Annotated in this window: 20 protein-coding genes and 1 pseudogene; 12 read left to right on the top strand and 9 right to left on the bottom strand. The window is 72.4% G+C overall.

Translation table 11 applies throughout. From position 1 onward, the window contains the following. Positions 1-2: 2 nt before the first annotated feature. Both OG594_RS21620 and OG594_RS21615 read left to right on the top strand, forming a co-directional pair. On the top strand, positions 3-1,337 hold the full coding sequence (locus tag OG594_RS21620; RefSeq protein ID WP_266601415.1) for an ABC transporter permease subunit: 1,335 nt from the start codon (positions 3-5) through the stop codon (positions 1,335-1,337). Continuing rightward, positions 1,334-2,284, top strand: a complete 951-nt coding sequence (locus tag OG594_RS21615; RefSeq protein ID WP_266601413.1) for a carbohydrate ABC transporter permease — start codon at positions 1,334-1,336, stop codon at positions 2,282-2,284. The genes OG594_RS21620 and OG594_RS21615 overlap by 4 nt, the downstream gene beginning before the upstream one ends. 72 nt (positions 2,285-2,356) lie before the next feature. Here OG594_RS21615 and fabV read toward each other — a convergent pair whose 3' ends face one another. The 3 genes from fabV to OG594_RS21600 form a co-directional block, all read right to left on the bottom strand. After that, a complete protein-coding gene (fabV, locus tag OG594_RS21610; RefSeq protein WP_266601410.1) occupies positions 2,357-3,571 on the bottom strand; it encodes an enoyl-[acyl-carrier-protein] reductase FabV in 1,215 nt (404 codons plus the stop codon). A 165-nt stretch (positions 3,572-3,736) separates the two neighbouring features. Beyond that, the gene (locus OG594_RS21605; protein ID WP_266601408.1) at positions 3,737-4,735 is read right to left on the bottom strand and encodes a helix-turn-helix domain-containing protein; all 999 of its coding nucleotides are present in this window, start codon (positions 4,733-4,735) and stop codon (positions 3,737-3,739) included. A 169-nt stretch (positions 4,736-4,904) separates the two neighbouring features. After that, positions 4,905-6,146 carry a saccharopine dehydrogenase family protein gene (locus tag OG594_RS21600; RefSeq protein ID WP_266601406.1) on the bottom strand — a complete coding sequence of 414 codons (1,242 nt, stop codon included), beginning with the start codon at positions 6,144-6,146 and terminating at the stop codon, positions 4,905-4,907. 105 nt (positions 6,147-6,251) lie between these two features. On the opposite strand from OG594_RS21600, the gene OG594_RS21595 reads away from it, so the two are divergent. The 3 genes from OG594_RS21595 (at position 6,252) to ligA (ending at position 10,860) form a co-directional block, all read left to right on the top strand. Next, complete coding sequence (locus OG594_RS21595; protein WP_266601404.1) at positions 6,252-6,989, top strand: TetR/AcrR family transcriptional regulator; 738 nt, start codon at positions 6,252-6,254, stop codon at positions 6,987-6,989. Between the two features lie 105 nt (positions 6,990-7,094). After that, positions 7,095-8,681, top strand: coding sequence for an APC family permease (locus OG594_RS21590; RefSeq protein WP_266601402.1), 1,587 nt, complete (start codon positions 7,095-7,097; stop codon positions 8,679-8,681). Positions 8,682-8,796: 115 nt separating this feature from the next. After that, a complete protein-coding gene (gene ligA, locus OG594_RS21585) occupies positions 8,797-10,860 on the top strand; it encodes an NAD-dependent DNA ligase LigA (protein ID WP_266601400.1) in 2,064 nt (687 codons plus the stop codon). A gap of 178 nt (positions 10,861-11,038) precedes the next feature. Here the strand turns inward: ligA and OG594_RS21580 are convergent, their stop codons facing one another. Beyond that, complete coding sequence (locus tag OG594_RS21580) at positions 11,039-13,210, bottom strand: TerD family protein (RefSeq protein WP_266601398.1); 2,172 nt, start codon at positions 13,208-13,210, stop codon at positions 11,039-11,041. A 120-nt stretch (positions 13,211-13,330) separates the two neighbouring features. On the opposite strand from OG594_RS21580, the gene cpt reads away from it, so the two are divergent. After that, the gene (gene cpt / locus OG594_RS21575; protein WP_266603117.1) at positions 13,331-13,852 is read left to right on the top strand and encodes a chloramphenicol phosphotransferase CPT; all 522 of its coding nucleotides are present in this window, start codon (positions 13,331-13,333) and stop codon (positions 13,850-13,852) included. 54 nt (positions 13,853-13,906) lie between these two features. On the opposite strand, the gene OG594_RS21570 is transcribed toward cpt, so the two are convergent. Continuing rightward, positions 13,907-14,479 (bottom strand): DUF1772 domain-containing protein, encoded by a 573-nt coding sequence (locus tag OG594_RS21570; RefSeq protein WP_266601396.1) that lies wholly within the window; start codon positions 14,477-14,479, stop codon positions 13,907-13,909. Positions 14,480-14,693: 214 nt separating this feature from the next. Here OG594_RS21570 and OG594_RS21565 point away from each other — a divergent pair, with 214 nt between their 5' ends. Next, positions 14,694-15,188 carry a GNAT family N-acetyltransferase gene (locus OG594_RS21565; RefSeq protein ID WP_266601394.1) on the top strand — a complete coding sequence of 165 codons (495 nt, stop codon included), beginning with the start codon at positions 14,694-14,696 and terminating at the stop codon, positions 15,186-15,188. 23 nt (positions 15,189-15,211) lie between these two features. Here OG594_RS21565 and OG594_RS21560 read toward each other — a convergent pair whose 3' ends face one another. After that, complete coding sequence (locus tag OG594_RS21560; protein ID WP_266601392.1) at positions 15,212-16,222, bottom strand: AraC family transcriptional regulator; 1,011 nt, start codon at positions 16,220-16,222, stop codon at positions 15,212-15,214. A gap of 62 nt (positions 16,223-16,284) precedes the next feature. Further along, positions 16,285-17,190 (bottom strand): NAD(P)H-binding protein, encoded by a 906-nt coding sequence (locus OG594_RS21555; RefSeq protein ID WP_266601390.1) that lies wholly within the window; start codon positions 17,188-17,190, stop codon positions 16,285-16,287. Here OG594_RS21555 and OG594_RS47130 point away from each other — a divergent pair. Further along, positions 17,093-17,776: pseudogene (locus OG594_RS47130) on the top strand (GNAT family N-acetyltransferase); the annotation flags it as partial. The gene OG594_RS21555 and the pseudogene OG594_RS47130 overlap by 98 nt on opposite strands. Before the next feature lie 147 nt (positions 17,777-17,923). On the opposite strand, the gene OG594_RS21545 reads toward OG594_RS47130, so the two are convergent. Beyond that, positions 17,924-18,418, bottom strand: a complete 495-nt coding sequence (locus OG594_RS21545) for a hypothetical protein (RefSeq protein ID WP_266601388.1) — start codon at positions 18,416-18,418, stop codon at positions 17,924-17,926. Between the two features lie 381 nt (positions 18,419-18,799). Here OG594_RS21545 and OG594_RS21540 point away from each other — a divergent pair, with 381 nt between their 5' ends. Both OG594_RS21540 and OG594_RS21535 read left to right on the top strand, forming a co-directional pair. After that, positions 18,800-19,354, top strand: coding sequence for a flavoprotein (locus OG594_RS21540; RefSeq protein WP_266601386.1), 555 nt, complete (start codon positions 18,800-18,802; stop codon positions 19,352-19,354). A 370-nt stretch (positions 19,355-19,724) separates the two neighbouring features. Next, positions 19,725-21,608, top strand: a complete 1,884-nt coding sequence (locus OG594_RS21535) for an ABC transporter ATP-binding protein (protein ID WP_266601385.1) — start codon at positions 19,725-19,727, stop codon at positions 21,606-21,608. Positions 21,609-21,710: 102 nt separating this feature from the next. Here OG594_RS21535 and OG594_RS21530 read toward each other — a convergent pair whose 3' ends face one another. Next, the gene (locus OG594_RS21530; protein WP_266601383.1) at positions 21,711-22,028 is read right to left on the bottom strand and encodes an ASCH domain-containing protein; all 318 of its coding nucleotides are present in this window, start codon (positions 22,026-22,028) and stop codon (positions 21,711-21,713) included. A gap of 253 nt (positions 22,029-22,281) precedes the next feature. Between OG594_RS21530 and OG594_RS21525 the strand changes: the two genes are divergently transcribed. Further along, complete coding sequence (locus OG594_RS21525; protein ID WP_266601381.1) at positions 22,282-23,736, top strand: tyrosinase family protein; 1,455 nt, start codon at positions 22,282-22,284, stop codon at positions 23,734-23,736. Further along, the gene (locus OG594_RS21520; RefSeq protein ID WP_266601379.1) at positions 23,736-24,560 is read left to right on the top strand and encodes a DUF2182 domain-containing protein; all 825 of its coding nucleotides are present in this window, start codon (positions 23,736-23,738) and stop codon (positions 24,558-24,560) included. The genes OG594_RS21525 and OG594_RS21520 overlap by 1 nt, the downstream gene beginning before the upstream one ends. The last annotated feature ends 71 nt before the right edge of the window (positions 24,561-24,631 follow it).

The raw sequence follows: 24,631 nt of genomic DNA, 5'->3' as shown, positions 1-24,631 counted from the left end.
CCATGGCTGACACCATGACCGCCGCCCGCGGCACGGCCGACGGGCGGCGCCGGGCCCAGCGCAGGAAACGCCGCCTCGCGGTCGTCTTCGTCCTGCCCGCCCTGCTGCTGCTCGGCGCGCTGGTCGTCTACCCGGTCCTCTTCTCCGTCGGCCGCAGCCTCTTCGACGCCGACGGCGACCGCTTCGTAGGGGCCGCCAACTACGCGGCGATCGTGCAGGACCGGGCCACCCTCAAGGCGATCCGCAACAGCGCCCTCTGGGTGGTCGTCGCCCCGACGCTGCTGACCGGACTCGGGCTGATGCTCGCCGTGCTCACCGAGAAGGTGCGCTGGGCGACCGCGTTCAAGCTCGTGCTCTTCCTGCCGATGGCCGTGTCGTTCCTCGCCGCGGGCATCATCTTCCGGCTCGCCTACGACCAGGACCCGGCCCGGGGCGTGCTCAACGCCGCCGTCGTCGGGGTCCACGACAGCTTCGTGGACACCGCCGCCTATCCGACGGCCCGTGCCCGGGAGGGCCAGGGCCTGGCGGGCGGGCCGGGCGGCCCCTACACCACCGAGGAGGCCGTCCGTCCGGGCCACTCCGTCGGTCTCGGCTTCATCGGGGTGGCACCCGACGCGATGCCGGCCGGAGCGAAGGCCGCGGCCCCCGCGGCGCCCCGGCCGGACGACATCGGGGGTGTCGTCTACCTCGACTTCGCCCCCGGCGGCGCCGGCACCCCGGGCCGCATCGACCCGGGGGAGAACGGGCTGCCCGGCATGACGGTCGAGGCCGTGCGGGACGGCCGGGTGGCCGCCACCGCCGTCACGGCCGAGGACGGGTCCTTCCGCTTCACCGGGCTGGCCGACGCCCCGTACACGGTCAGGTTGCCCGCGGCCAACTTCGCGGCCCCGTACCAGGGGGTGAACTGGCTCGGTCCGGCGCTGGTGACACCGGCCATCATCGGCGCCTACCTGTGGGTGTGGACCGGCTTCGCGATGGTCCTGATCGGCGCCGGCCTCGCGGCCATCCCGCGGGACGCGCTGGAGGCCGCGCGGATGGACGGCGCCTCCGAGGGCCAGATCTTCCGCAAGATCACCGTGCCGCTGCTCGCCCCGGTGCTCACCGTCGTCTTCGTGACCCTGGTGATCAACGTGATGAAGGTCTTCGACCTCGTCTACATCATCGCGCCCGGGCCGGTCCAGGAAGAGGCGAACGTGCTGGCCACCCGCATGTGGCTGGTCTCCTTCGGCGGCGGCAACGACCAGGGACTCGGCAGCGCGCTCAGCGTGGTGCTCCTCCTGCTCGTCGTCCCGGCGATGGTCTTCAACATCCGGCGCTTCCGAAGGAGTGGAGCATGAGCGGCCGCGGCACCATCGAGCGCCGACCGTCCCGGCGGACGGCGGCTGTCCACCCCCTTCCCGGCCCGCCGGCGAAGGGGCCCGCACGGGGAACCGGACGCGGGCGCGGGAAGCGGCTGTCGCGCCTGCTGAGCAACTCCCTCGTCCAGGGCGCGCTGATCCTGGTCGCCCTGGTGTGGATCACCCCGCTGGCGGGCCTGCTCATCTCCTCCATGCGTTCCGAGGGCGACAACGCCTCGGACGGCTGGTGGACCGCGCTCGCCGACCCGTCCCGGCTGTCCCTGGACAACTACGGCGCCCTACTGAAGGACTCCGGCATCGCGGCGGCCTTCGGGAACACCGTCCTGATCTCCGTGCCCACCACCGCCCTGGTGGTCGCCCTCGCGTCGCTCGCCGGATACGCCTTCGCATGGCTGGAGTTCCCCGGCCGGGACGCCGTCTTCCTGGTGGTCGTCGGGCTGCTGGTGGTACCCGTACAGATCGGGCTGCTGCCGGTGGCCAAACTCTTCGGTGCGGTGGGGCTGTTCGGCACGGTCGCGGGCGTGATCCTCTTCCACGTCGCCTACGGGCTGCCGTTCGCGATCTTCCTGCTGCGCAACTACTTCGCGGAGATACCGCGCGAGATGCTGGAAGCCGCCCGGATGGACGGCGGCAGCGAGTGGCGGATCTTCTCCCGGCTGGTGCTGCCGCTCGGCCGCCCGGCCATCGCGAGCCTGGCCATCTTCCAGTTCCTCTGGGTGTGGAACGACATGCTCGTGGCGCTGCTCTTCGCGGACAGCGGGTCCCAGCCGCTCACGGTGGCGCTGCAGTCCCAGATGCGGCAGTTCGGGAGCAACATCGGGGTGCTCGCGCCCGGGGCGTTCCTGTCCCTGGTGGTCCCGCTGATCGTCTTCTTCGCCTTCCAGCGGCACTTCGTCCAGGGGGTGATGGCGGGCTCGGTGAAGTGACCGCCGCCCACCCGGCGCAGAACGCGGGCCCCGTTGCCGGTCGAGGGACCGGCAACGGGGCCCGCGCCGGGATCAGGGGGTGGGCACGGGCCAGGGTACGTCGGTGGCCACTGCGGAGGCGTAGTCGACGCCCGGCACGGAGAATCCGTACAGGCGCTGGACTTCGGCGCGGAACCAGTCGAGGTCGGCGAGGCCGGCGATGGTGTCGGTCGTGGCGGTCGCCCAGCGCTCGGCGACGGCCGCCTGGACGTCGTCGGTGAGTTCCCACGTGTCCAGGCGGACCCGGCCTTCGTCGTCCAGGACGAGGGGCACAGCACCGGTGAGCTGGTCCCACAGGGCGGCGAGCTGATGCACCGGCGGGACCAGGTCCGCTCCGAGGACACCGCGCAACAGGCCGGTGTACAGGGCGATGCCGGGGATGGCGGTGGAGGACTGGGTGACGGCGGCGCCGTTGACGGAGGTCACGGCCCGCCCGCCCAGCGCCGTGCCGAGCCGTTCGTTCAGGGTGCGGGCGGTGGCCTCCAGGTGGGTCTTGGCCGCGCCGATGGTGCCCTGTCGGTAGATCGCCGCGGTGAGCGGCGAGCCGATGTACGAGAGCGCGGCGGTGGCGAAGCCCTCGCCGAGCAGTCCCCGACCGGCCAGGTGGTCGATCCAGCGTTCCCAGTCCGCGCCGCCCATCACGGCCACGGTCTGCTCGACGTCATCGCCCTCGGCCGGCCCGGTCTCGACCTCGCGCACCTCGGGAACGCCCTGGTCGTCGAAGACGAGGGTCTTGGTGCGGTTCGCCCGGCCGATCGGCTTGAGGGCGGAGGCGTACGTGGTGCCGGTGTCCGGGTCGGTGCGCCGGGGCGCGGCGACCGAGTAGACCAGGTAGTCCAGCCTGCCGCCGAAACGCCGTTCGATGAGGTCGGCGACCTCGTTCTTCATCGTGTCGGAGAACGCGTCGCCGTTGAGGAAGACCAGATCCCGCCCGGCGGTGCGGGCGATGTCGGCGGTGGCGGCGGTGCGGTACCAGCCGGCCGTGGCGGTGCGCCGTTCGGTGGGGGCCTTCTCGAAGGAGACCGCGATGCCACGGATTCCGGCGCGTTTGAGTCCGGCGACCGTGGCCGCGAGGCCGTATCCGGCCGAGGAACCGATGATCAGCGCCACCGGCCCGGCCCCCTCGGGCGGGTCGACGGGGTCGGGGCACGCCCGCCACATGTCGGCGACCAGCCGCTCGCAGCCCGCCGGGTGGGAGTCGAGGAAGAGGAAGCCCCGGTTGCGGGGGGTGAGAACGCGCTCGCTCATGTGTGCAGTCCTTGGGTCGACCGGGCCTAAGACGCGGCAACGGGTGGAGCCGCCACGTCCCGCAAGTCTGCGACAGGGCGAACACGGACCGTGGCCGCCACCAGGGACAAGGATCACGAGTCGATCTTGGAGTGTTCCGCCACTTCCGGCGGAGCAAGGGACGCGTCACGACGAAGTGCCCACGGCTCGGCCGCCCTTGACGCTCAGCGCGCGGAACTCCGTCGGGGTGAGGCCGTACCTCTCGCGGAAGGACCGGCTGAAGACCGCCGGGCCGCTGAAACCCCAGCGCGCGGCGATCGCGTGCACGGGGTGGTCCATCAGTTCGGGGCGTGCGAGGTCGCTGTGGCACCGCTCCAGGCGACGCCGGCGGATCCGGGCCCGGACGGTCTCGATGTCGCCCTGCCGCCGGAAGAGCTGGTGGAGGGTGCGGACCGAGACGTGGTGGCGAGCTGCGATCGCCGACGGGGTCAGGGCCGGGTCGGCGAGGTTGTGGTCGATGAAGGCGTAGACGCGCTGGAGCAGCGCCTGCGTTCGGACTTCCGGGGGGAGCTCGGCCTCGGCGTCCAGGTGCTGGGCCAGACAGGCGGAGACGAGGTCGACCGCGACCGTACCGAGCCGGTGCAGCTCTGCCGGGGAGCACTGGCCGCCGTGGCCTTCGAGTGCGTCCACGAAGGCGGTCAGGACCGCTGCCACGCCCTGGTCTCCCGGGATCCGGCGGGCGAGCAGCCGACCGAGCCGGTCCTCGTTCAACGGCAGTGCGTTTTGGGGAAGTTGGAGCATGGCGAGGCGTACCAGGCCGTCATCGGCGGCGGTCTGCACGTCGGAGGTGCGGGAGGTGTCCCAGAGCAGGATGTCCCCGGCGCCGACACCGCACTCGTTGCGCTGCTGGGCCAGGAACGCGCGTCCCCCTCGCATCAGGCCCAGCTGGTACTGTCCCGGGTCCCCGCGCCGGATCAGCGCGGGGGTGCGCCGCGAGCTGAGCGGGGAGAACTCCAGCCTGGCCAAACGGAGTTCGCCGAGCTCCAGGACAGCGGCCTCGGCCTGGAACTCGGCGGGCCGTTCGGTGCTCAGCGCGGTGGGCACCACCTCCCGCGAGAGCGTGTCGGAGAACCAGTCGAAGCGCTCCCCCACGGGCAGGTCACTCGCCGACACCACTGACCACATGTTCCGCCCCCGGCTCGAGATCTGCGACAGGGGCCAGGATGCAACAGGCGTACCGCTGCCGCCGCATGGTTCGGTGCGGCGTGGTGTCGCGCCCCGTTCCGGTCCGTCGGGCGGCCGCCGGAGGGGCGGCGCGCCGTCTTCGGCGCTGCCCCTCCGGTGTGCCGGGCGGTCAGTTGCCCGGGGCGTCTCCCTGTTCCCGCATGCCCCACGGGGAGCCGTACGCGGTGAGCAGGTCCAGGAAGGGGAGCGGCGGAAGGGCTTCGGGGCCCAGGACGCCGGGCTGCGACCAGACGCCGGTGGCCAGGAGTTCGAGGGCCACCACCGGGTTGACGGCGGTCTGCCAGACGACGGCCTGGGAGCCGTACTCGCGCATGGACCACTGGTTGTCGACCACGTGGTAGAGGTAGACCTCGCGGGGCAGGCCGTCCTTGGTGCCCTTGACCCAGGTGCCGGCGCAGGTCTTTCCGGTCATCCGGTCCCCGAGGGTCGCCGGATCGGGCAGGCAGGCGGCGACCACGTCGCGGGGCGAGACCCGGACCGTGCTGCCGTCCTCGCCGCGGACCGCGACCCGTTCGGTGGAGTCCAGGCCGAGGGCGTGGAGGGTCCCCAGCTTGCCGATGAAGTCGTCGCCGAGCCCGTACTTGAAGGTGACCCGGCGGGCTCCGACCCAGCGCGGGACCAGGAGGACCTCCTCGTGCTCGACGTTGACGCACTCGACGGGGCCGATGCCCTCGGGGAAGTCGAAGACCTCCGGCTCGCTGAACGGCTCGGTGGTGAACCAGCCGCGCTCGCGCTCGTAGACCACCGGAGGGTTCAGGCACTCCTCGATCGTCGTCCAGATGTTGAAGGACGGGGCGAAGTCGTAGCCTTCGACGGCCAGGTTCGCCCCGTCGCGGATGCCGATCTCCTCGATGTCGTCGAAGAGGTGGTCGGCGGCGTAGCGGGCGAAGACGTCCGAGAGTCCGGGCTCGACGCCCATGCCGACGAGGGCGAGGCGGCCCGACTTCTCCCACTCCTCGGCCCGTTCGAACTGCTCGTCGCCGAGCTTCACACCGCATTCGCGGTGCGGGTGCTCGGGGTGCGGGCGGGAGAGGGACATGGCCATGTCGAGGTAGTGGCTGCCCGCCGCGAGCGCGGCGTTGAACAGGGGCATCACGAAGCGCGGGTCGGTGGCGTTCATCAGGACGTCGCAGCCGCGCTCGGTGAGCAGCCGGGTGACCGCCGCCTCGTCGGAGGCGTCGACGCGGCAGGCGCTGAACCGCTGCTCGTCGCTGCCCAGGGCCGCGACCGCGGCTTCGGCGCGGGCCGGGTCGTAGTCGGCGACGACGAAGTGGTCGAAGAAGTCGCGGCGGGCGGCGATCTTGGTGATCGCGCTCCCGACACCGCCGGCACCCACAAGCAGAACACGCATGGCGAGGTCCTTTCTCTGTGAGGCGTGCGCCTCAGGGGGCTGATGGAACCGTTCCGTCCGAGATAAGGTCAATGGTGTTGGCATAAGGATGGACGGAGGCGGGCGATGGCGAAGGACGTGGTCCCGGAGGAGGCCCGCAGGCGGCGGCGCCCGACCCGGCAGGGGACGGTGCTCTCCGAGCGGCTGATCGTCGAGACGGCCCTGCGGATGGTGCGCGAGCACGGGAGCGCGGGCCTGTCCGCCCGGCGGCTGGGCGCCGCTCTGGGGGCGGACCCCAGCACCTTGTACCGGTACTTCGACGGCATGGACGGTCTGACCCTGGCCATCGGCGAGGAGCTCATCGGCCGGGCGCTCGACGGCTGGGTCCCCACCGGGCGGTGGCGCGACGACCTGCGCTCACTCGGACTGCGCATCCACGGCGCCTACCTCGCCCACCCGCAGGCCGCACTGCTGACCGCGAGCCGGGTGAGCGGCCGGCCGCGCGAGATCGCGGCCGACGAGGCGATCCTCGGCAGCCTGCGCGGCGCGGGCTTCGCGGACGTGGACGCCGTACGGATCTACCACGCCTACATCGACCAGGCCCTGGCCTTCGCGGCGCTCGACGCGGGACCCCTCGCACTGACGGACGAGGCGCGCGCGTCGGACGAGGAGCGGTGGGAATCGACGTACGCCCGGCTGCCGGCCGACGCGTACCCGAACATCGCGGCCACCGCGGGACTGCTGGCCGTCCGAATGCCCCACAGCGCGTACCCCGTCGCGCTGGACATGCTGCTGGACACCGCCGAGAGGCAGCTCGGGGAGGCGGCGGGCGCCGGGGGCGGGGGCGCTGCGGGGCACGGCTGACCCGGCCTTCCGCGGGCGCTTATGCCAACACCATTGACCCCCTGTACGGAGCACGGGTTTCCTCATCGCATTCACGCCCCGTTCACAGTGCACCAGTGAGGGACCATGGTCGAAGACACCCCGCGGACGTCCGCCGCGACCGCCACGCTCAGACCGAACGCGATCGGGTTCGTCGACGCCCTCGCGATCGGGCTGAACGCGACCTCGCCGGCGTACTCCCTGGCCGCCGTGATCGGGCCGATCGTCGCCCTGGTCGGCGTCCACGCCCCCGGGGTGATGCTCGCGTCGTTCGTTCCGATGGTGCTCATCGCTTCCGCTTTCTACTACCTGAACCGGGCGGACCCCGACTGCGGCACGACCTTCTCGTGGGTGACGCGCGCGCTGGGGCCCACGACCGGCTGGCTGGGCGGCTGGGCGATCACCATGACCGGGGTACTGGTGGTCGGCTCGCTCGCCGACGTCGCGGTCAATTTCGGTCTGCTGGCCGTCGGTCTGGACGGCTGGGCCGGGAACACGCCGATCCGCCAGGCGCTCACCGTGCTGGTGATCGTGACGATGGCGGCGCTGTGCGTCCGGGACACCCAGGCGGCGGCCCGTCTGCAGAACGTCCTCGTACTGCTGCAGACCGTCTGCCTGTTCGTCTTCGCGGGCGTCGCCCTGTACCGGGTCTACGCCGGATCCGGTTCTCCGGGCGCGCTGCGCCCGTCCGTCGGCTGGCTCGACCCGTTCGGGGCCGGAAGCACGGCGCTGACCGGCGGGCTGCTCCTGGGTGTCTTCGTCTACTGGGGCTGGGAGTCGGCCGTCAACCTCACCGAGGAGACGAAGGACCCCTCCTCCGCCCCGGGCCGGGCCGGCATCTGGTCGACCGTGGTCCTCCTGGCCACGTACGTCTCCGTGGCCTTCGCGGTGGTCGCGTTCGCGGGCACCGGCTATCTCACCGCGCACGCCGACGACGAGGAGGCCGTCTTCGCCTCCCTGGCCCGCGAGGCCCTCGGCGGCTGGGACTGGATCGTCCTGCTCGCCGTCGCCACCTCGGCGCTCGCCTCGACCCAGACGACGATCATCCCGGCGTCCCGCACCGCGCTGTCCATGGCGCGCAGGCACGCCCTCCCCCGCCGGTTCGGTGTGATCCACGACCGGTACCGCACGCCCGCCGTCGGCACCTGGTGGGTCGCCGGCACGGCCACCGTCTGGTACCTGTTCATCCACCAGATCAGCGAGAACGCGCTCGCCGACTCGCTGACGGCCCTCTCCCTGCTGATCGCCTTCTACTACGCCCTCACCGGCATCGCCTGCGCGGTCTACCACCGGCGCCTGCTGACCGCGGGGGTGCGCGAGTTCCTGTTCATCGGCGCCGGTCCCCTCGTCGGAGCGGGGATGCTGATCTGGCTGCTCGTCGAGGCGGTCGTCGACATGGCGGACCCCGCGAACTCCTCCGGTGGGACGTCCTGGTTCGGTTTCGGCCCGCCGCTGGTCATCGCGCTCGGCCTGAGCCTCGTAGGGGTGTTGGTGATGCTCGCCCGGCGCTCGGCGTCCGGGGCGTTCTGGGCGGAGCGCCCGACCGTCCACGAAGGCCCGGCGGATCCGGCGGACCCGGCGGACCCGGCGGACCGGCTGGCGGAGGCCGCCCCGGCGGAACGGTCGGCGGGAAGCGCCGCGGCCCGGGCGGCGGAGCCCGTACGACGAGGGTGAACACGCGGTGGGCGGGCGGGTCGTGACGGCCCGCCCGCCCACCGCGAGGGGGCGGCGGTGAGCGCGCCGGGGCGGGCCGGGGCGATTGTCAGTGGCTCGCGAGAGGATCACTCCCATGATGAACCTTTCCGCCGATCAGGCGCTGTCCAGCACGTCCAGCCGCTCCGCGTACGAGGCCGCCCTCGCGCGCCTGCGCGACGCATCGGGGGCGTACTACGCCGACGGCGACGGCCCGATGGACGACGCCACCTACGACCAGCTCCGGCTCGCGGTGCTGGCCTGGGAGGCGGAGCACCCCGAGGAGGCCGCCGCCGACTCCCCCACCGGGCAGGTCGGCGACGGCGCCGCCCCGGCCGGCGACGTCGCGCACACCACCCGGCTGCTCAGCTTGGACAACGTCTTCAACCCGGACGGCCTGCTGGCGTGGGGCGAGTCCCTCCAGCGGCGGCTGGGCGGGGCTCCGGTCGGCGGGTTCACCGTCGAACCCAAGCTGGACGGCGCGGCCGTCGCGGCCCGGTACCGGGCGGGGCGGCTGGTGCAGATCATCACGCGGGGCGACGGCAGCACCGGTGAGGACGTCAGCCATGTCATCGGGCAGATCGAAGGCCTGCCCGAGCGGCTGCCGGTACCGGCCACGTTCGAGGTGCGCGGCGAGGTGCTGTTCACCCAGGAGCAGTTCGAGACGGCGAACGCGGTCCGCACGGCACACGGCGCTCAGGTCTTCGCCAACCCCCGCAACGGCACGGCCGGCACGCTGCGGGCCAAGGACCGCCCGTACCGGCTGATGATGACCTTCTGGACGTACGGCGCGGTCGAACTGGACGGAGAATCGTTCCTGCCCGCCGGAGCCACGCACGCCGAGGCCCTGGCCGCGGTCGCTCGGGCCGGCGTCCGGACGACCGCGGACACCCCGGTCGGACTGCACGTGGTCGCCACCCTCGCCGAGGCCCAGCAGCGGGTGGACGAGATCGCCGCCCTGCGCGCGGGGCTGCCGTTCGGTATCGACGGCGTCGTGATCAAGCTCAACGACGCGGGCGAGCGGGAAGCGGCGGGGCTGGGCAGCCGGTTCCCCTACTTCGCCGTCGCCTTCAAGCTCCCGGCCGTCGAGCGGCAGACCGTGCTGGAGGACGTGGTGTGGGAGGTCGGCCGGACCGGGGTGCTCGCCCCGACCGCCGTACTCGCCCCGGTCCTGATCGACGGGTCCACGGTCACCCGGGCCACCCTCCACAACCCGGCCGACATCCGGCGCCGTGACCTCCACCTGGGCGACACCGTGACGGTCTACAAGGCGGGCGACATCATCCCGCGGGTCCAGGCCGCCGTGGTGGCGCTGCGCCCGGCCGGAGCGGCGGAGGTGCCGCTGCCCGAGGCGTGCCCCCACTGCGGCGGGGAGATCGACAAGACGCAGGAGCGGTGGCGCTGCGCGCAGGGCGCGGCCTGCGCGCTGCCCGCCCTCGTCGAGTACGCCGCCGGGCGCGAGATGCTCGACATCGACGGGCTGGGCAGGACGTACGTCAAGGCCCTGGTCGACGCCGGTGACGTCATGGACGTCGCCGACCTGTTCACCCTGTCCCTGGAGCAGCTCACCACCGCTTCCGGCAGCGCCAAGCGGGCCGCGAAGCTCGCCGAGCAGATCGAGGCGGCGAAGGCCCGGCCACTGAGCCGTGTCGTCTGCGCGCTGGGCGTTCTGGGCACCGGACGCAGCATCTCGCGCCGCATCGCCCGGCACTTCGGCACGATGGACGCCGTCCGTCGGGCCGATGCCCTGGCCATGCAGGCCGTGGACGGCATCGGTCCGGAGAAGGCTCCGGTGATCGTCGAGCAGATCGCCGCCCTGGCGCCGGTCATCGACAAGCTCGCCGCGGCGGGCGTCAACATGAGCGAGCCGCAGGAAGCGGCGGCGGCGCAGGAGTCGGGTCCGCTGGCCGGGAAGGTCGTGGTGGTGACCGGGAAGATGACCGGAGCGCTCGAAGGCCAGGGCCGGGACGCGATGAACGCACTGATCGAGAAGGCGGGCGGGCGCGCGGGCAGCAGCGTCAGCGCCAAGACCACCATCCTGGTCTCCGCGCCCTCCGCGAGCGGCAAGCCCAGTTCGAAGGCGGTCAAGGCCGCGGAGCTCGGTGTCGAGGTCCTCACCCCGGAGGCCTTCGCCGAGCTGGTCGCCGACTTCCTGGGCTGAGCCGAGCTGATCCCGCCCGGCCCGCGGCCCGGCGTCCGACACGGAAAGACCTCCGGCCGTCCCGCGTGATGCGGAGACGGCCGGAGGTCTCAAGTCGGTGGCGAGGAAAGCGAAGGGGCTATTTTAGGAGTGTTGAGAAGGAAGCCCCTTCATGGCCTCGCCACGGTCACGTTAACACTCAGGCGGGGATCAGGTCACGCAGGTTTTCGGGGGTGACGATCCGCGACCCCGGGTGCAGCTTCTCGGGCCGCTCCAGGCCGACGTAGGTGACGGGACCCGCCGGAACGGTCTTCCCGTCCCACACGGTGACGGTCGTCGCGCTGCCGGTCATCAGCTCGATGAGGTAGCGGACGGTGAGCTGCTCGCGCTCGACGACGGCGCGCATCAGCGTCGCGACCGTCACCCGGTGGTCCTCGACCCGGTTGTACGACGGGGACCCCGTCAGGCACAGGTGCAGCCACTTGGCGCGCCACCGGCCGTCGGACCCGCGCAGGAACACCAGCGGCAGCGCGACCCGGCCCGGACCGCGCAGGTCCGACTTCATGCGCACCGTACGCGGCTCGAAGGGTCGTCCCTTCTGCTCGGTCTCGCGCAACATGAACCCGAAGAACGACTCCGCTACCTCTTCGAAGCCTTCCCCGGAGTAGATGTGGACCTGCGGGACGATGCACGTGGCGGCAACCGCGTCCAGGCGTAGGTCGATGAACTCCGAGGCCCCGTGGGGCGCGTTCGTGATGTCGCCGGAATGCTTGCCCCCGATCTCGGTCAGGTTGGTGTACGACAGCCAGGAGACGGTCGAGTAGTCGGTGTCGAGCAGTGCCGCCGACAGGTCGTAGTCGGTGCTGCGCGCGGTCTGCTTCCAGTACACGAAGAAGCGCAGCAGCTCGCCGTCGACCCGGGACACCGAGCCGCGGGGCAGCACGCCGAACCCGGGCGCGGTCGCCTTGCCGCTGAGCGGAAGCGCCACGTCCAGGACGTCCGGGTCGATCAGCAGGTGGTCCGCGGCGGGCACCCGGCGGCGCAACTCCGCGTCGATCGCGGCGATCATCCGCTTGCGCTCGGGCGCGAACACCGGCGGACGGGTGTCTTCGGTGACCCAGGCCCGGCCGGAGCGGTTGACGAACACCCGCTGCTCTCCGGTCTCCTGCGCGCGGTTGTGTAGGTGCTCGCGCACCGACAGCAGGACCCGGCCGGAGGCGTCGGGGACGGCCTGCTCGGCGGCGGCCACGACCGCGTCGCGCTCGTCCTGGGTGTGGGCGGAGCGCAGCAGCCGGTCCAAGGAGCGCAGCAGCTTGCCGGGCGCGGCCTTCAGCAGCTCGGCCGCGCCGGTGGGGTCGATCCGGGCGTGCAGTTCCTCCACCCGGCTGTCGAAGGTGCGCACCGCCTTCTCGCCGCGGGCGACGGCGAACGCGTCCGCCGCGTGCGGCCACTGCGGGTACTCGTGCGGGTGCAGCCGCTCGCCGAGCCGTTTCCACATCTCGCGGTGGGCGTGCACGTCGGCGAGCTTGGCGGGCGCCGCGCCGACGACCGCGTCGAGGCCCGCGAGCAGGGCCCGGCGCACCGGGCGGGAGAGCCCGCGCAGCCGCGTCGGCTCTTGGAGGCCGACGTCGCCGCCGGCGAGCGCGCAGGCGAGTCGGAGCACGTCGGTGACCGTGTCCAGCAGCAGGCTCGCACCGGCCTTCAGCCGGGCCTCGTTGACCACGGCCCGGTTCTCCCGTACGGGGATCTCCGCGGGCTGCGGTCCGTCCGTGCAGTGGCCGGCGAGGTCCCGCAGGTCCCGCAGGCCGTCCTCGCCCAGGGGCGTGGTGCTGCCCGCCAGGGCCAGGTAGAGGGAGGTGAGTTCGTCCTCCGGGGCCGCGCCGAGGTGCAGGACCGTGATGCGGTCGCCCGCCGCGGCGATCAGCTCGTCGTGGTGGGTCAGCATCTCGGCGTACGTGTGCCGGTAGTTCCCGTACGAGGGGAGCGTGAGCAGGTTCACGACGCCGGTGCTCAGCTGCTCCAGCGTGCTCACGCGCGCGTCGTCGTCGGCGAGCGCCTCGGCGATGCACCGCATCCAGAAGTCGAAGGTGTCCGGCACGTTGGCCGGGAAGTCGATGAAGTACGCGTTGTGCTGGACGTGGTCGCCGACCATCTCCCGGACGGTGCCCAGCGTCGGTACGGCGGTGTCGACGACCGCCGACCCGGACAGTCCCGACAGGTGTTCGAGCAGCTCTGCCGAGAGCTTGAAGCCCACGGACATCAGGGCGGCGTCGAACTGCTGCGCGGCGACGGCGCCTTCGCCGGCGGGTCCCGCGGGGCGGGGGATGCGGTGGACGTGCCGGAGTACCAGGGGGTCGAGTCGGTGGACCATTCCGGCATGATCCCAAGGCCGCGCGGGCGGCCGCACCCGGTTTTCCCCGGGCGCATCGGGGTCCACCCACCTCTGTTCCGTACCGGACGGTCGGCGCCCTACTGTGGCGCGGTGACTCAGATGATCATTCTCAACGGTGGTTCCAGCTCGGGGAAGTCCGGAATCGTACGGTGCCTGCAGGCCGTGCTGCCCGACCCGTGGCTGTCGTTCGGGTGCGATGCGTTCGTCGACGCCCTGCCCGCCGCGATGCAGGAGGCCCAGGAGGGGATCGAGATCGCGGCGGACGGCACGGTGAGCGTCGGGGCGACCTTCCGGGCGCTGGAGGCGGCCTGGACCGAGGGGATCGTGACGATGGCCCGTGCGGGCGCGCGGATCGTCGTCGACGACGTGTTCCTCGGTGGGGCGGCGTCCCAGCAGCGGTGGCGGAACGCGCTGGGCGACGTGCCGGTCCTGTGGGTCGGCGTGCGGTGCGACGAGGCGGTGGCCGCGGGCCGGGAGATCGCGCGGGGGGACCGGGTCAGGGGCATGGCCGCGGCGCAGGCGGACGCCGTGCACCGGGGGGTGACCTACGACCTCGAGGTGAACACCACGCACACCGAATCCCTGGAGTGCGCACGGATCATCGCCTCCCGCGCCGGCTGACCGGGGAGTCCCCTCCCCGGCGTAGGGACTCCCCGGCGGACGCACCCGGTGCGATCAGCGCGTGGTGCGGCCGTGGAGCAGCGTCGCGCGGGCGAGAGCGGTGAGGGCCGCGGTGCAGAGCAGGGTGCGGACGATGTTCGTGGTGACCCAGGTGGTCTTGAACCGCTCGACGATCGAGAAGTCCGTCATCTGCTCGACCGCGCCCCCGTCGGCCAGCTCGTTGTTGAGCGGGATGTTCACGCCGAAGGTGATCACGAGGGCGACGAGGTACGCGATCGCGGCCGCCCCCACCCACAGGGCGGTGGCGCGGCGGCCCCCGCGGTACTCCACCACCGCCGAGGCGGCGGCCGCCACCAGAGCCAGCAGGAACACCGAGCCGAAGAGCGGATTGCCGTCGATGGCCTGGTTGAAGGCACGCATCGCGGTGACGTACGTCTGCTCGTCGCCGGCCGCCAGCCCCGGCATCACCGAAACGTCGAAGGCGAAGAACAGTCCGGCCATCAGACCCACCAGAACGGTGGACAGCGTGATCAGGGTAGCGGCGAGCCGGGTGCTCTGCGGCCGGCCCGGTGTCGTCGACGGGGTCGGCGGCCGGGTCGGATCGTGCGGCGTCGGGTTGATGGTCATTCGACTCTCGTCCTCTTCCAACAGTCAATACGGCACGGTGCGATGCAGTGCGATGCAGTGCGGTGCGGTGCGGTGCGACGCGTTCTGAACGCGAACGCCCGATCGTGACATCACCTGTTCGATCTCCCGCCGGGGTTCGCTGACCCCTTGGGTGAATCTTTAGCCATTGCTGCGCACTGCCGGGGAGCGTCGGATCCGGGGATACGCTGGCACCATGTCAGCCCTGAACACCCCCGCACCGGGCCCGCTGCGCCTGGAGCCCGTCACCGGTGACAACTTCGACGCGGTCTGCGCGATACAGGTCCGCCCCGACCAGGCCCACTTGGTCTCCCCGGTGGTGAAGTCGCTCGCCGAGGCGTACGTGCACAGCGCGACGGCCTGGCCCCGGGCCATCGTCGACGGCGACGAGACCGTCGGCTTCGTGATGGCCTTCCACGACATCGTCTGGGACCCGGCCGCCGACCCCGACGACCGGCGCAGCGGCATCTGGCGCCTCAACATCGACGCCCGCCACCAGGGCAAGGGCTACGGCCGCTTCGCCGTCCGAGCGACCACCGAAGAAATCCGCGCCCGCGGCATCCACGACGTGTACGTCAGCTGGAACACCGGCGCGAACAGCCCCGAGCCCTTCTACCTCGGCCTCGGTTTCCTTCCCACCGGCGAACTCAGCGGTGACCAACGCGTCGCCAGGCTCTCACTCGCCCCCTGAGGGGGTGTCGTGCGGAACCGCCCTCAGGAAACGGCCCGACCGAGAACGACCGTGCCCCGCGGGCCCTGAGCCGTCGCCGCGGCCGGCACCGTCGTCCCCGAGCGGTACTCCCGCGGGCTGACCCCGCGGACCCGCTTGAAGGCGGCGGACAGTGCGAAGGCGCTGCTGTAGCCGACCTTGCGGGCCACCTTCTCGACCGTGGCGTCCGGTTCCCGCAGGAGATCGGCCGCCAGCGCCAGGCGCCAGCCCGTCAGATAGCCGACCGGCGGCTCCCCGACGACCTCCGTGAAGCGGCGCGCCAGCGACGCCCGGGAGACGCCCACCTTCAGGGCCAGTTCCTCCACGGTCCACCCGTACGCAGGGCTCTCGTGCAGCAGCCGCAGCGCCGGCCCGACCACCGGATCGCCCTGCGCCCGGAACCAGCCCGGGGCGCCGGACCCGGGTGCGGCGAGCCACGCCCGCAACACCCCGATCAGCAGCAGGTCCAACAGCCGGTCCAGGACCACCTCCTGGCCGGGCTCCTCGCTGGAGATCTCCGAGCCGAGGAGCGTGATCAGGGTGGCGTCGGCGGTTCCGGCCGGCCTCACCAGGATCGTGGGCAGCGCGCTCAGCAGCCGGCCGCCGACCTCACCGGGCGCCTGGTAGGTACCGCTCAGCATCACCGCCGCCCCTGCGCCCGGGCGGGCGACGCCCCAGGTCCGCACGCCCAGCGCCATAGACTCCGAAACGTCCTCCCCCTGCGGCGTACTGCACCGCTGGTCCGGCCCGACCGTGATCTGGACGGGGGTGTCCGGCGAGTCCGCGACCGTGTAGGGCACGGGCCCCCGTACGACGGCCACGTCCCCGGGGCCGATCCGTACCGGCTCGGCGCCCTGATCGTCGGGCAGCAGCCAGGCGGAGCCCTGCACCATGGTCACCACCGACAGCGGGGCACGGTCCTCGATCCGCACCGACCACGGGGGGTCGAGCACCGACTTGAGCAGGAACGCACCCCGGGCCTGCGGGCCCGCCAGGAGACCGGCCAACATGTCCATGTGCACTTCCTCCCCACGACGGAACAACACCCCGGCACGAACCCGGGCGCGGGCGGTCCGCATCAGACCGCCCGGACGTCCCAGACGCCGGTGGCCGCCGCCTCCCGGGCGAAGTCCGAGAAGTCCCGGGGCGGCCGCCCCAGCACCTCCTCGACCCCGTTCACGAGGTGCGCGTTGCGCCCGTCCAGGATCAGGGTGAACAGCTCGGCGAACTCCTCCGGCAGCCCGTTCTCCCGCAGGACCGCACGATAGTCGTCCATCGGGATCGGCGCATAGGCGATCTCACGGCCGGTCACCTTCGAGAGTTCCGCGGCCACGTCCTCGAAGCCCATCAGGCGCGGCCCCGACAGCTCGTACGTCTTGCCGATGTGCCGGTCGTCGGTCAGCGCGGCCACCACCACGTCGGCCACATCCCCGGTGTCGACGAACGCCTCGACCGCGTCCGCCGTCGGCAGGACGATCTCGCCCGCCCGGACGGAGTCGAGGAAGAAGCTCTCGTCGAAGTTCTGGTTGAACCAACTCGACCGGACGATCGTCCAGTCCGCGCCGGTGGCCTTGAGCCCTTCCTCGCTGGTCCGCGCCGCCTCCTCGCCGCGTCCCGACAGCAGCACCAGGCGCCGCGCCCCGGCCGCGACCGCCACCTCCGCGAAGGCCGTCACCTGAACGGCCGCCCCGGGAAAGGCGAGATCGGGGTAGTAGGTCACGTACACCCGGTCCACGCCTTCGAGCGCCGCAAGCCAGGTCGTGGGATCGTTCCAGTCGAAGGCCGGCTCGCCGCGGCGGGATCCGACCCTGACGGGGCGGCCCTGAGCCGTGAGCCCCTCGGCAACCTTCCGGCCGGTCTTGCCGGTACCCCCGATCACCAGGGTGATGCCACCGGCGGCGTCCCGGTGCGCGTGCGCATCGGTGGTCAGGTCGGTGGTCTGCGTGGCGTTCTCGTTCTTCGTCGTCCTCGTCGTCTTCGTCATGACCCCAGTCAAATCCAACGGCACGAGACGCGACATAGCCGAAGAGCTCACCTGCATGCGCGAGCGTCCACCGGCCCCGGCTGACCGGGACCCGTTCGGCGCGGGGAGTCCGATAAACGGGATGACAGGGCGGCGGGCGCGGAGGAAGACTCGCGGCATGCGCGAACGTCTCGAAGTTTCCTCGGGTTTGGTGCTCCGGAGATGGGCCCTGCGCGACGCGGCATCGGTGACGGCCGCGTTCGCGGATCCCCTCATGCGTGAGCAGACCAGCCGGCCCATCGGTTCACCGCAGGACGCGCAGCGGTGGATCGCGGAGCGCACCGCCGAGTGGGAGGCGGGCTCCGCCTTCGCCTTCTGCGTCGTGGACGGGGCCGACACGGTGCTCGGACACGTGTCGGTCGGCGCGGTGAACCGGCGGCACTCGGTCGGCTGGGTCTCCTACTGGACGACGGCTGCGGCCCGGGGTCGGGGCGTGGCCACTCAGGCCTGCCGGGCCCTCGCCCGCTGGGCGTTCCACGAGGCCGAACTGTTCCGGCTGGAACTGGGGCACCGGGTGAACAACCCCGGCTCGTGCGCGGTCGCTCGCGCCGCGGGCTTCGCCGTGGAAGGCCACCAGCGCCAGAAGCTCGCCTACGACGGGGTCCGCTACGACGTCGAGCTCCACGCCCGTCTGGCGACGGATCCGGAGCCGCTCGCCGCGGCTCCGGGGCCGTACGGAGCGTCGTCCGGTCGGTCAGTACACGAGCTTGTACGTGACGTCCTTCGGGACCGGGGCCGGTGCGGTGTCCGTGTAGAGGAGCCGGATCGTGGTGAAGCGCTCGACGTCCGGGTGGCCCGGCCAGGGTTCCGGAGCGCTCAGCGTCACCGTCACCGGGTAGGACCGGAAGCGGCCCGCGGCACAGTAGGGGACGCAGTCGTTCACCATGTCGGTGCCCGTGGCCGTCGCGGTCTTCGGCCCCCAGGTGTCCCAGGTCAGTCCGACGAGGCGGTTGTTGCCGTCCCCGCAGGCCAGCAGGTACTCCTCGGGGCGTACCTGGGACTGCGAGAAGCAGTCGACGACCACGAGGGGTTCCGCAGGAGCCGATACGGCCCCGGGGCCCTGCGCGGAGGCCGGGACGGCGGCCGCTGCAAGAGCCGCCGCCGCACACAGAACGGTGGCGGTCCGCACCCGGGACCGGAACCAGGCCCGGGGTGCACGAATGAGCCGGCCGTCTTCTGAGGTATCCACGAGGCCCTCCTCGCCCTTCTGTCCCGCTGTCGGCGGTGCGGCTTAACCCAGCTTCCCCCATCCGGGCGTGCCCCGCACGCGCAGGGCCGGGGGCCCGCACGCGCAGGGCCGGGGCCGCCCGCCGCCCGCCCCTCTGCCCGAGGGCCTGCGGTTCCTGATCAGGTTCTCCCCGTTCGAAGCCTCCGTGGGGCCGCCCGTTCGGCCCGTCGGCGCCGCGGACTCCCGGCATCGCGGCGGCCGGGAATGCGACGCCCGGCCGGACACTTCGCACCGCAGCTCCGCGGCACCGCAGCGCTCCGCCGCCGTGAGTCCGGTGCCGATGGAAACGGACCTGCTCCCGGGGGGCGTGATCCGGCTCAAACCATGTGATCATATTGCGGCATGACCACGAAGACCCTTCACCTGCTCTGCTCCGCCGCCCCGCCCGTCTTCGACGTCGCCCGGGTCATCGAGGACGCCCAGGCCCGCGGCTGGGACGTGTGCCTCGGCCTCACCCCCACCGCAGCGCACTGGCTCTCCGAAAGCCTCGACGGACTCGCCGCGCTCACCGGCCATCCCGTCCGCTGGCAGTACAAGCTCCCGGGCCAGCCCGACGTATGGCCCGCGGCCGATGCCCTCCTCTTCGCACCCGCCACCTTCAACACCATCAACGCGTGGGCCCTCGGCCTCACCCACAACCTCGTGGTCGGCCTCGCCGCCGAAGCGACCGGCAAGGGCACGCCCGTCATCGCGATGCCCTGCACCAACGCCGCCCTCGCGGCCCACCCCCAGTTCGAAGTCTCCCTGAACACCCTGCGCAACGCCGGCGTCGAACTCCTCCAGGGCGAGACCGGATACGCCTCCGACCCCGCCGACCCCGACGCCCCGGTGCACTTCCCCTGGCCCACCGCCATCCATGCCCTGGGCGCCCTCGACCGCGCCGTGCCCCAGGTCTAGGCCGCCTTCCCGCGCTGCTCGCCGTCTCCCCCGCGCCCCGGACCTGGCGGAAGCCGGAGGCGCGCCGCGGGCCCGCAAGCGATTTCCGGTGCCCTGACCCCCGTACCGGCGGGTTCCGGCCAACCTCCCGTGCGTCTGCGCCCGGGAGCCCGGCGGCGCCCGAACACGATCAGCGGCCACGGCTAGGGAGCCGTCGCCGCGAGGTCGGCCAGATCCCGCTGCTCCGGCCTTCGGCCTGCGCTGTACTCACTGCTTCCAGTTCCCGCGACCACGCAGCCGCCCTTCCGCACACCGCGGAGACGGGCTTCTCCGGCATGCGCTGCGAGCGTCGAACCGGCCTCCAAGACAACCCAGTTGAAGGAGACGCAGGATGTCCGAGCAGCAGACCGAGCACCGCAAGACGGCCGCACCACCGGCCCCGCCGGAGTTCAAGTACACCTGGGGCCAGCACAACGAGACCATGGAGGCGCTGTCGCTCGGGCAGATGGCCCGCCGCGTTCCGTCCGCCCTCCGGCAGACCGCGCGGCTCGCGCTCGCCGTCAACCGCACCGCGTTCCACGTACTGGTCGGCGCCCAGATCCTCGGCGGGATCTGCACGGCGGCAGCGCTCGCGGCGATCTCCCGGGCGATGGTCCCGCTCCTGACCGGCGACGGCATCGAGGAACGGATCTCGGCGGCGGCCTGGCCGCTGGTCGCCGCGGCCGCCATGACGGCGCTCGGGGCGCTGGCCTCCATCACCTCGGGCAGCGCGGCCCGCCGCCTGAATCCCGGTATGGCCACCCTCGCCGACCTCGCCATGGTCGACGCCCACATGGACGTCGAACTCGCCGCGTACGACGCTCCCGACTTCACCGAGCGCTCCGAGGCCGCAGAGACCGGATCCGCCCGCTCCGCCATGCTGCTGCAGGACGCCCTCGGCTTCACCGGCGGCCTGATCGACATGGTCGCCGTGGCGTCCGTCCTCGCCGTGGTCCACCCCGTGCTGCTGCCGCTGCTCCTGCTGTCGGTGGTCCCCCGCGGCCTCGGCTCGGTCTACGCCGCCCGCCTCGACTACCGCCTCCACAACCAGACGGTCGCCTCCCGCAACATCAAGCACATGATGCGGTGGCACCTGACCACCCCGAAGCTCGCCGACGAGCTGCGCGGCAACAGCATGCGCCCCTACGCCCACCACTGGTACGCGGCGGTCTGCGAGCGCATCGACTCCAGGATGGTCAGCTCCGCGCCCCGCTACCTCACCGTCTACCTGATCGCGGCCGCCGCCTCGGGGGTCTTCGTCGTGGCGACCTACGGCGCCCTCGCCGGGCTGGTCATCGGCGGGTACATGGCGATCGCCGCCGCCGGTACGGCGATCGTCGCCATGCGGACCTCCACCGCCGCCCTCTCGCAGCTCGTCGTGTACGGGGCGGCCATGTTCCAGCACGCGCTCTACCTCGGCGACTACACCGCCTTCGTCGCCGAAGCCGCAGAGAAGTCCGGTCCGCGCGGCCCGCAGGTCATGGAGGCCGCACCGGAGAAGATCCGGCTGGAGGAGGCCACGTACACCTACCCCGGCAAGGACACCCCCTCGCTCGGACCGGTCTCCCTGACCCTGTCCCGGGGCGAGGTCATCGCCGTCGTCGGGGAGAACGGTGCGGGCAAGTCCACCCTGATCCGCCTGCTGACCTCGTTGACCGCCCCGACGTCCGGCGTCGTCTCCTGGGACGGGGTCCCGACCTCGGACGCCGACCAGCGCACCGCCTGGCAGCACGTCGGCCTCGTCACCCAGTCGTACGGGTACTGGCCCTTCTCCGCCCGGGAGAACATCACGCTCGGCCAGCCCGACCCGCGCGGCGAGGAAGCCGTCTGGGACGCTCTGGACGCGGTGGGCATGCGGGCGGCCGTCCAGGAGTTCCCGGACGGCCTGGACACCCTGCTGGCCCGCTCGATCTGGGGCGGGCACGAGCCCTCGGGCGGCCAGTGGCAGCGCCTGGCGTGCGGGCGGGCGTTCCACCGGAAGCCGGGGCTGCTGGTCATGGACGAGCCGACGTCGGCCATGGACCCGCGCGGTGAGCACATGGTGTTCTCCGGTCTGCGGGACATGAAGGACGACCGGATCACGGTGATCGTCACCCACCGGATGGAGAACTGCCGCCTCGCCGACCGGATCATCGTCCTCGACGCGGGACGGATCACCGAGCAGGGCGGCTACGAGGAACTGGTGCGACTGGACGGCTCCTTCGCCGAGCTGGTCCGGCTCTCCCAGGACCGGTAGCCCGGTGACGTCCGGGGGACGGGACGCGTCGCGCCGCACGTCCCCCGGACCCACGGCTTCGGCGAGGGCGCCCCCCGGCGCGCTCGCCCGGAGGACACCGGCTCATTGCACCGGCCGGAAGTGCACGACCGTGATGGTGTCGGCCGGCCCGATGCCGGGGTAGTGGTACCGGAGCCTGTCGTGGAGCTCGGCCAGGTCACGGAAGCCGTCCGCCCGGGCGTCCGCCTCGCTGAGCCGGGCGACCGTCTTTTCGGTGACCTGCGTGATGACACCCGGCAGGGACACCTCCTCGTCCAGTTCGAACACCAGCCGGACGGGGCCCGCCTCGACCGGGTCACGGAAGCGGACGGTGGTCGTCTTCCGGCCGGCCCGCACGGCGTCGAGGTAGTCGGGGTGGAAGTACAAGGACTGCGAGTTCATCGGCACACCTCAGGTCGTCTCAAGTCGTCTTGTCCGGATCTTGCCCCACCCCCGTCGCGGCGGGCGAATCCCGACGGGGCCCGCCGCCCGCGCGCCTGATCGATCACGGGTTGCCGGTTGGGTAGGGTTCATCCCGAATTTCTTCCCGACCTGACTCGATGGAGAACCGGCGGCACGGCGGTGCGGAGAACGGGGCCGCGGGGAACGGGCCGCCGGTACCGCATCACGGCCGGCGTGACGGAAGGCGGACGCGGTGAGCCCTCAGCCGGTCGTGCACGTGCGCAAGAACGTGTGGACCCTGCCGGAAGACGACCTGACGCTCGCGCACTACGCGGCAGCCGTCACCGAGATGAAGGCGCGGGACGCGGACGATCCCACGAGCTGGGCCTACCAGGCGGCCATCCACGGGACGGCCGAGACGCCGCCGAAGGCGCTGTGGAACAGCTGCAAGCACGGCTCGTGGTACTTCCTCTCCTGGCACCGCATGTACCTCTGGTTCTTCGAGCGGATCGTCCGCGCCGCGGTCGTGGACCTGGGCGGTCCGGCCGACTGGGCGCTTCCGTTCTGGGACTACGACGCCGACCCCTCGCAAGCCCGGATCCCACCGGCCTTCCGCGAGGAGGAAGGCGGCGCCAACCCCCTGTTCGCCGAGCGGGCGCACCGCCTCAACCTGGGTGCACCCCTGCCCTTCGAGATCACCTCCCCGGCCTATGCCCTGGGGCGCACCCAGTTCGTCGGCGAAGCCGAGTTCGGCGGTGGGATCACACCGGACGGCGATGCCTTCTGGAACCGGGACGGAGCCGTTGAGAGCACCCCGCACAACGCCGTGCACAGCCACATCGGCCGCTGGATGGGGAGGACCGACACGGCGGCCCTGGACCCGATCTTCTGGCTCCACCACGCCAACATCGACCGACTCTGGTACACGTGGGCGAGCCGCCCGGGACACGGCAACCCGACGGACCCGCGCTGGATCACCCAGGAGTACCAGTTCTTCGACGCCGACGGGAGCGAACGGAGACTGGCGGCGTCCGCGATCGTCGACATCGCCGGGCAGCTGGGGTACACGTACGAGTCGCCCGTACCGGTTCCCGCGCCGCCGCCGGCTCCTCCGCCGTCCCCGCCCCCGCCCCCGCCCCCCGTACCCGAGGCGTCGATGAGCAGTCCGAACGAGTCCGGGCCGGTGCCGCCCAAGCGGCGCGAGATGGCCGGCGCATCACAGCAGACCGTGCAGCTCGTCGGTCGCGCGGTGAGCGTCACCGTACCGATCGACCAACGGACGACGCGGTCGCTCGGCACGGCGCTGGGCGTCCCCGCCCCCGAGGCCGACCGGCACGTGTACCTCAACGTCGAGGACATCGAGGGCGAGCAGAACCCGGACACGGTCTACGGCATCTACGTCAACCTGCCCGACGGAGCCTCCCGCGAACTGGCGGAGAGCCACCGCGTGGGCAACCTCTCCTTCTTCGGCATCGAGCGGGCGCAGGATCCCCGCGGCGACGAGCACCCGCACGGTCTGCGGGTGACCGTCGAGATCACCCCGCTCGTGCGCAGGCTGGTGGCGCAGAACGCGTGGGACGACCGTGAGCTGCGCGTGACGTTCCTGCCGCTCGGCGCGCTCGGCCCGCTCGACGCGGTCGATGCGGTCGATGCGGAAACCGAGCACCCGCCGGTCGAGATCGGGCGGGTCAGCCTCGGCTACACCTGATGACGGTTCAGGGTGCGGCGCGGGTACGGTCCCCGCGGACGGCGCCGGTGCGACGGTTGCTGCGGCGGTTGCTGCGGCCGCGCGTCTCGCTCGCCTTCGAGCTGGCGTCCGTGGCCGCCTGGACCGCCCTGGTCGCCCTGGCCGTGACCGGCGGGTCGCACGGCGCCGACGGCGCCGACGGCACCCTCGGCACCGGGGCCCCGCACCACCACGTGTCCACGACGCACGCGGTCCACGGCGTCGCCGGTTCCGGGGATCTGGCGATGTGGGCGCTGATGAGCGTCGCGATGATGCTGCCGGCGGCCGTCCCTGCGCTCGAGCACGTGGGGACGAACAGCCTGCGGCGGCGCCGACAGCGCGCGATGGCCACGTGCGCGGCCGTCTACCTGGCGGTCTGGATCGGGTACGGCGCACTGCTCCTGGGGCCGGCGGCGCTGTGGGCGCGGCTGCCGGACGATGTCGCGCTCGCCTGCGCGCTCGCCCTCGCAGCCGCCTGGCAGCTGACCGTGCACAAGCGGCGCGCCCTGCGCGACTGTCACCGTTCCTCCCCGCTGCCGCCGACCGGCTGGCGCGCGGTGGCGGGGGCGGCCCGCTTCGGTCTGCGCCAGGGTGGCGCGTGTCTGCGGTCGTGCTGGGCGCTGATGCTGGTGATGGCCGTGGCGAGCGGCCGGGGCGGGATGCTCGCGTGGATGGCCGTACTGACCGGGATCGTCATGACGGAGAGGCTGGCGCGCAAGCCGCGGCGCCCCACGCGCCTCGCCGCGGCGGCGCTCGCCGCCGCTTCCCTGGCGGTCGCCCTTCCGGCGGCCGGGCGATGGTACTGAGCAACGGGGGGAGCGCCCCCGTGCCGGAGTGCGCGCCACCCGGCGCGGGGTGAAGCTGGTCCGGACGGCCT

The sequence above is a fragment of the Streptomyces sp. NBC_01214 genome (assembly GCF_026340975.1).
Taxonomy (GTDB): domain Bacteria; phylum Actinomycetota; class Actinomycetes; order Streptomycetales; family Streptomycetaceae; genus Streptomyces.
This window is presented reverse-complemented; position numbering and strand designations above follow the sequence as displayed.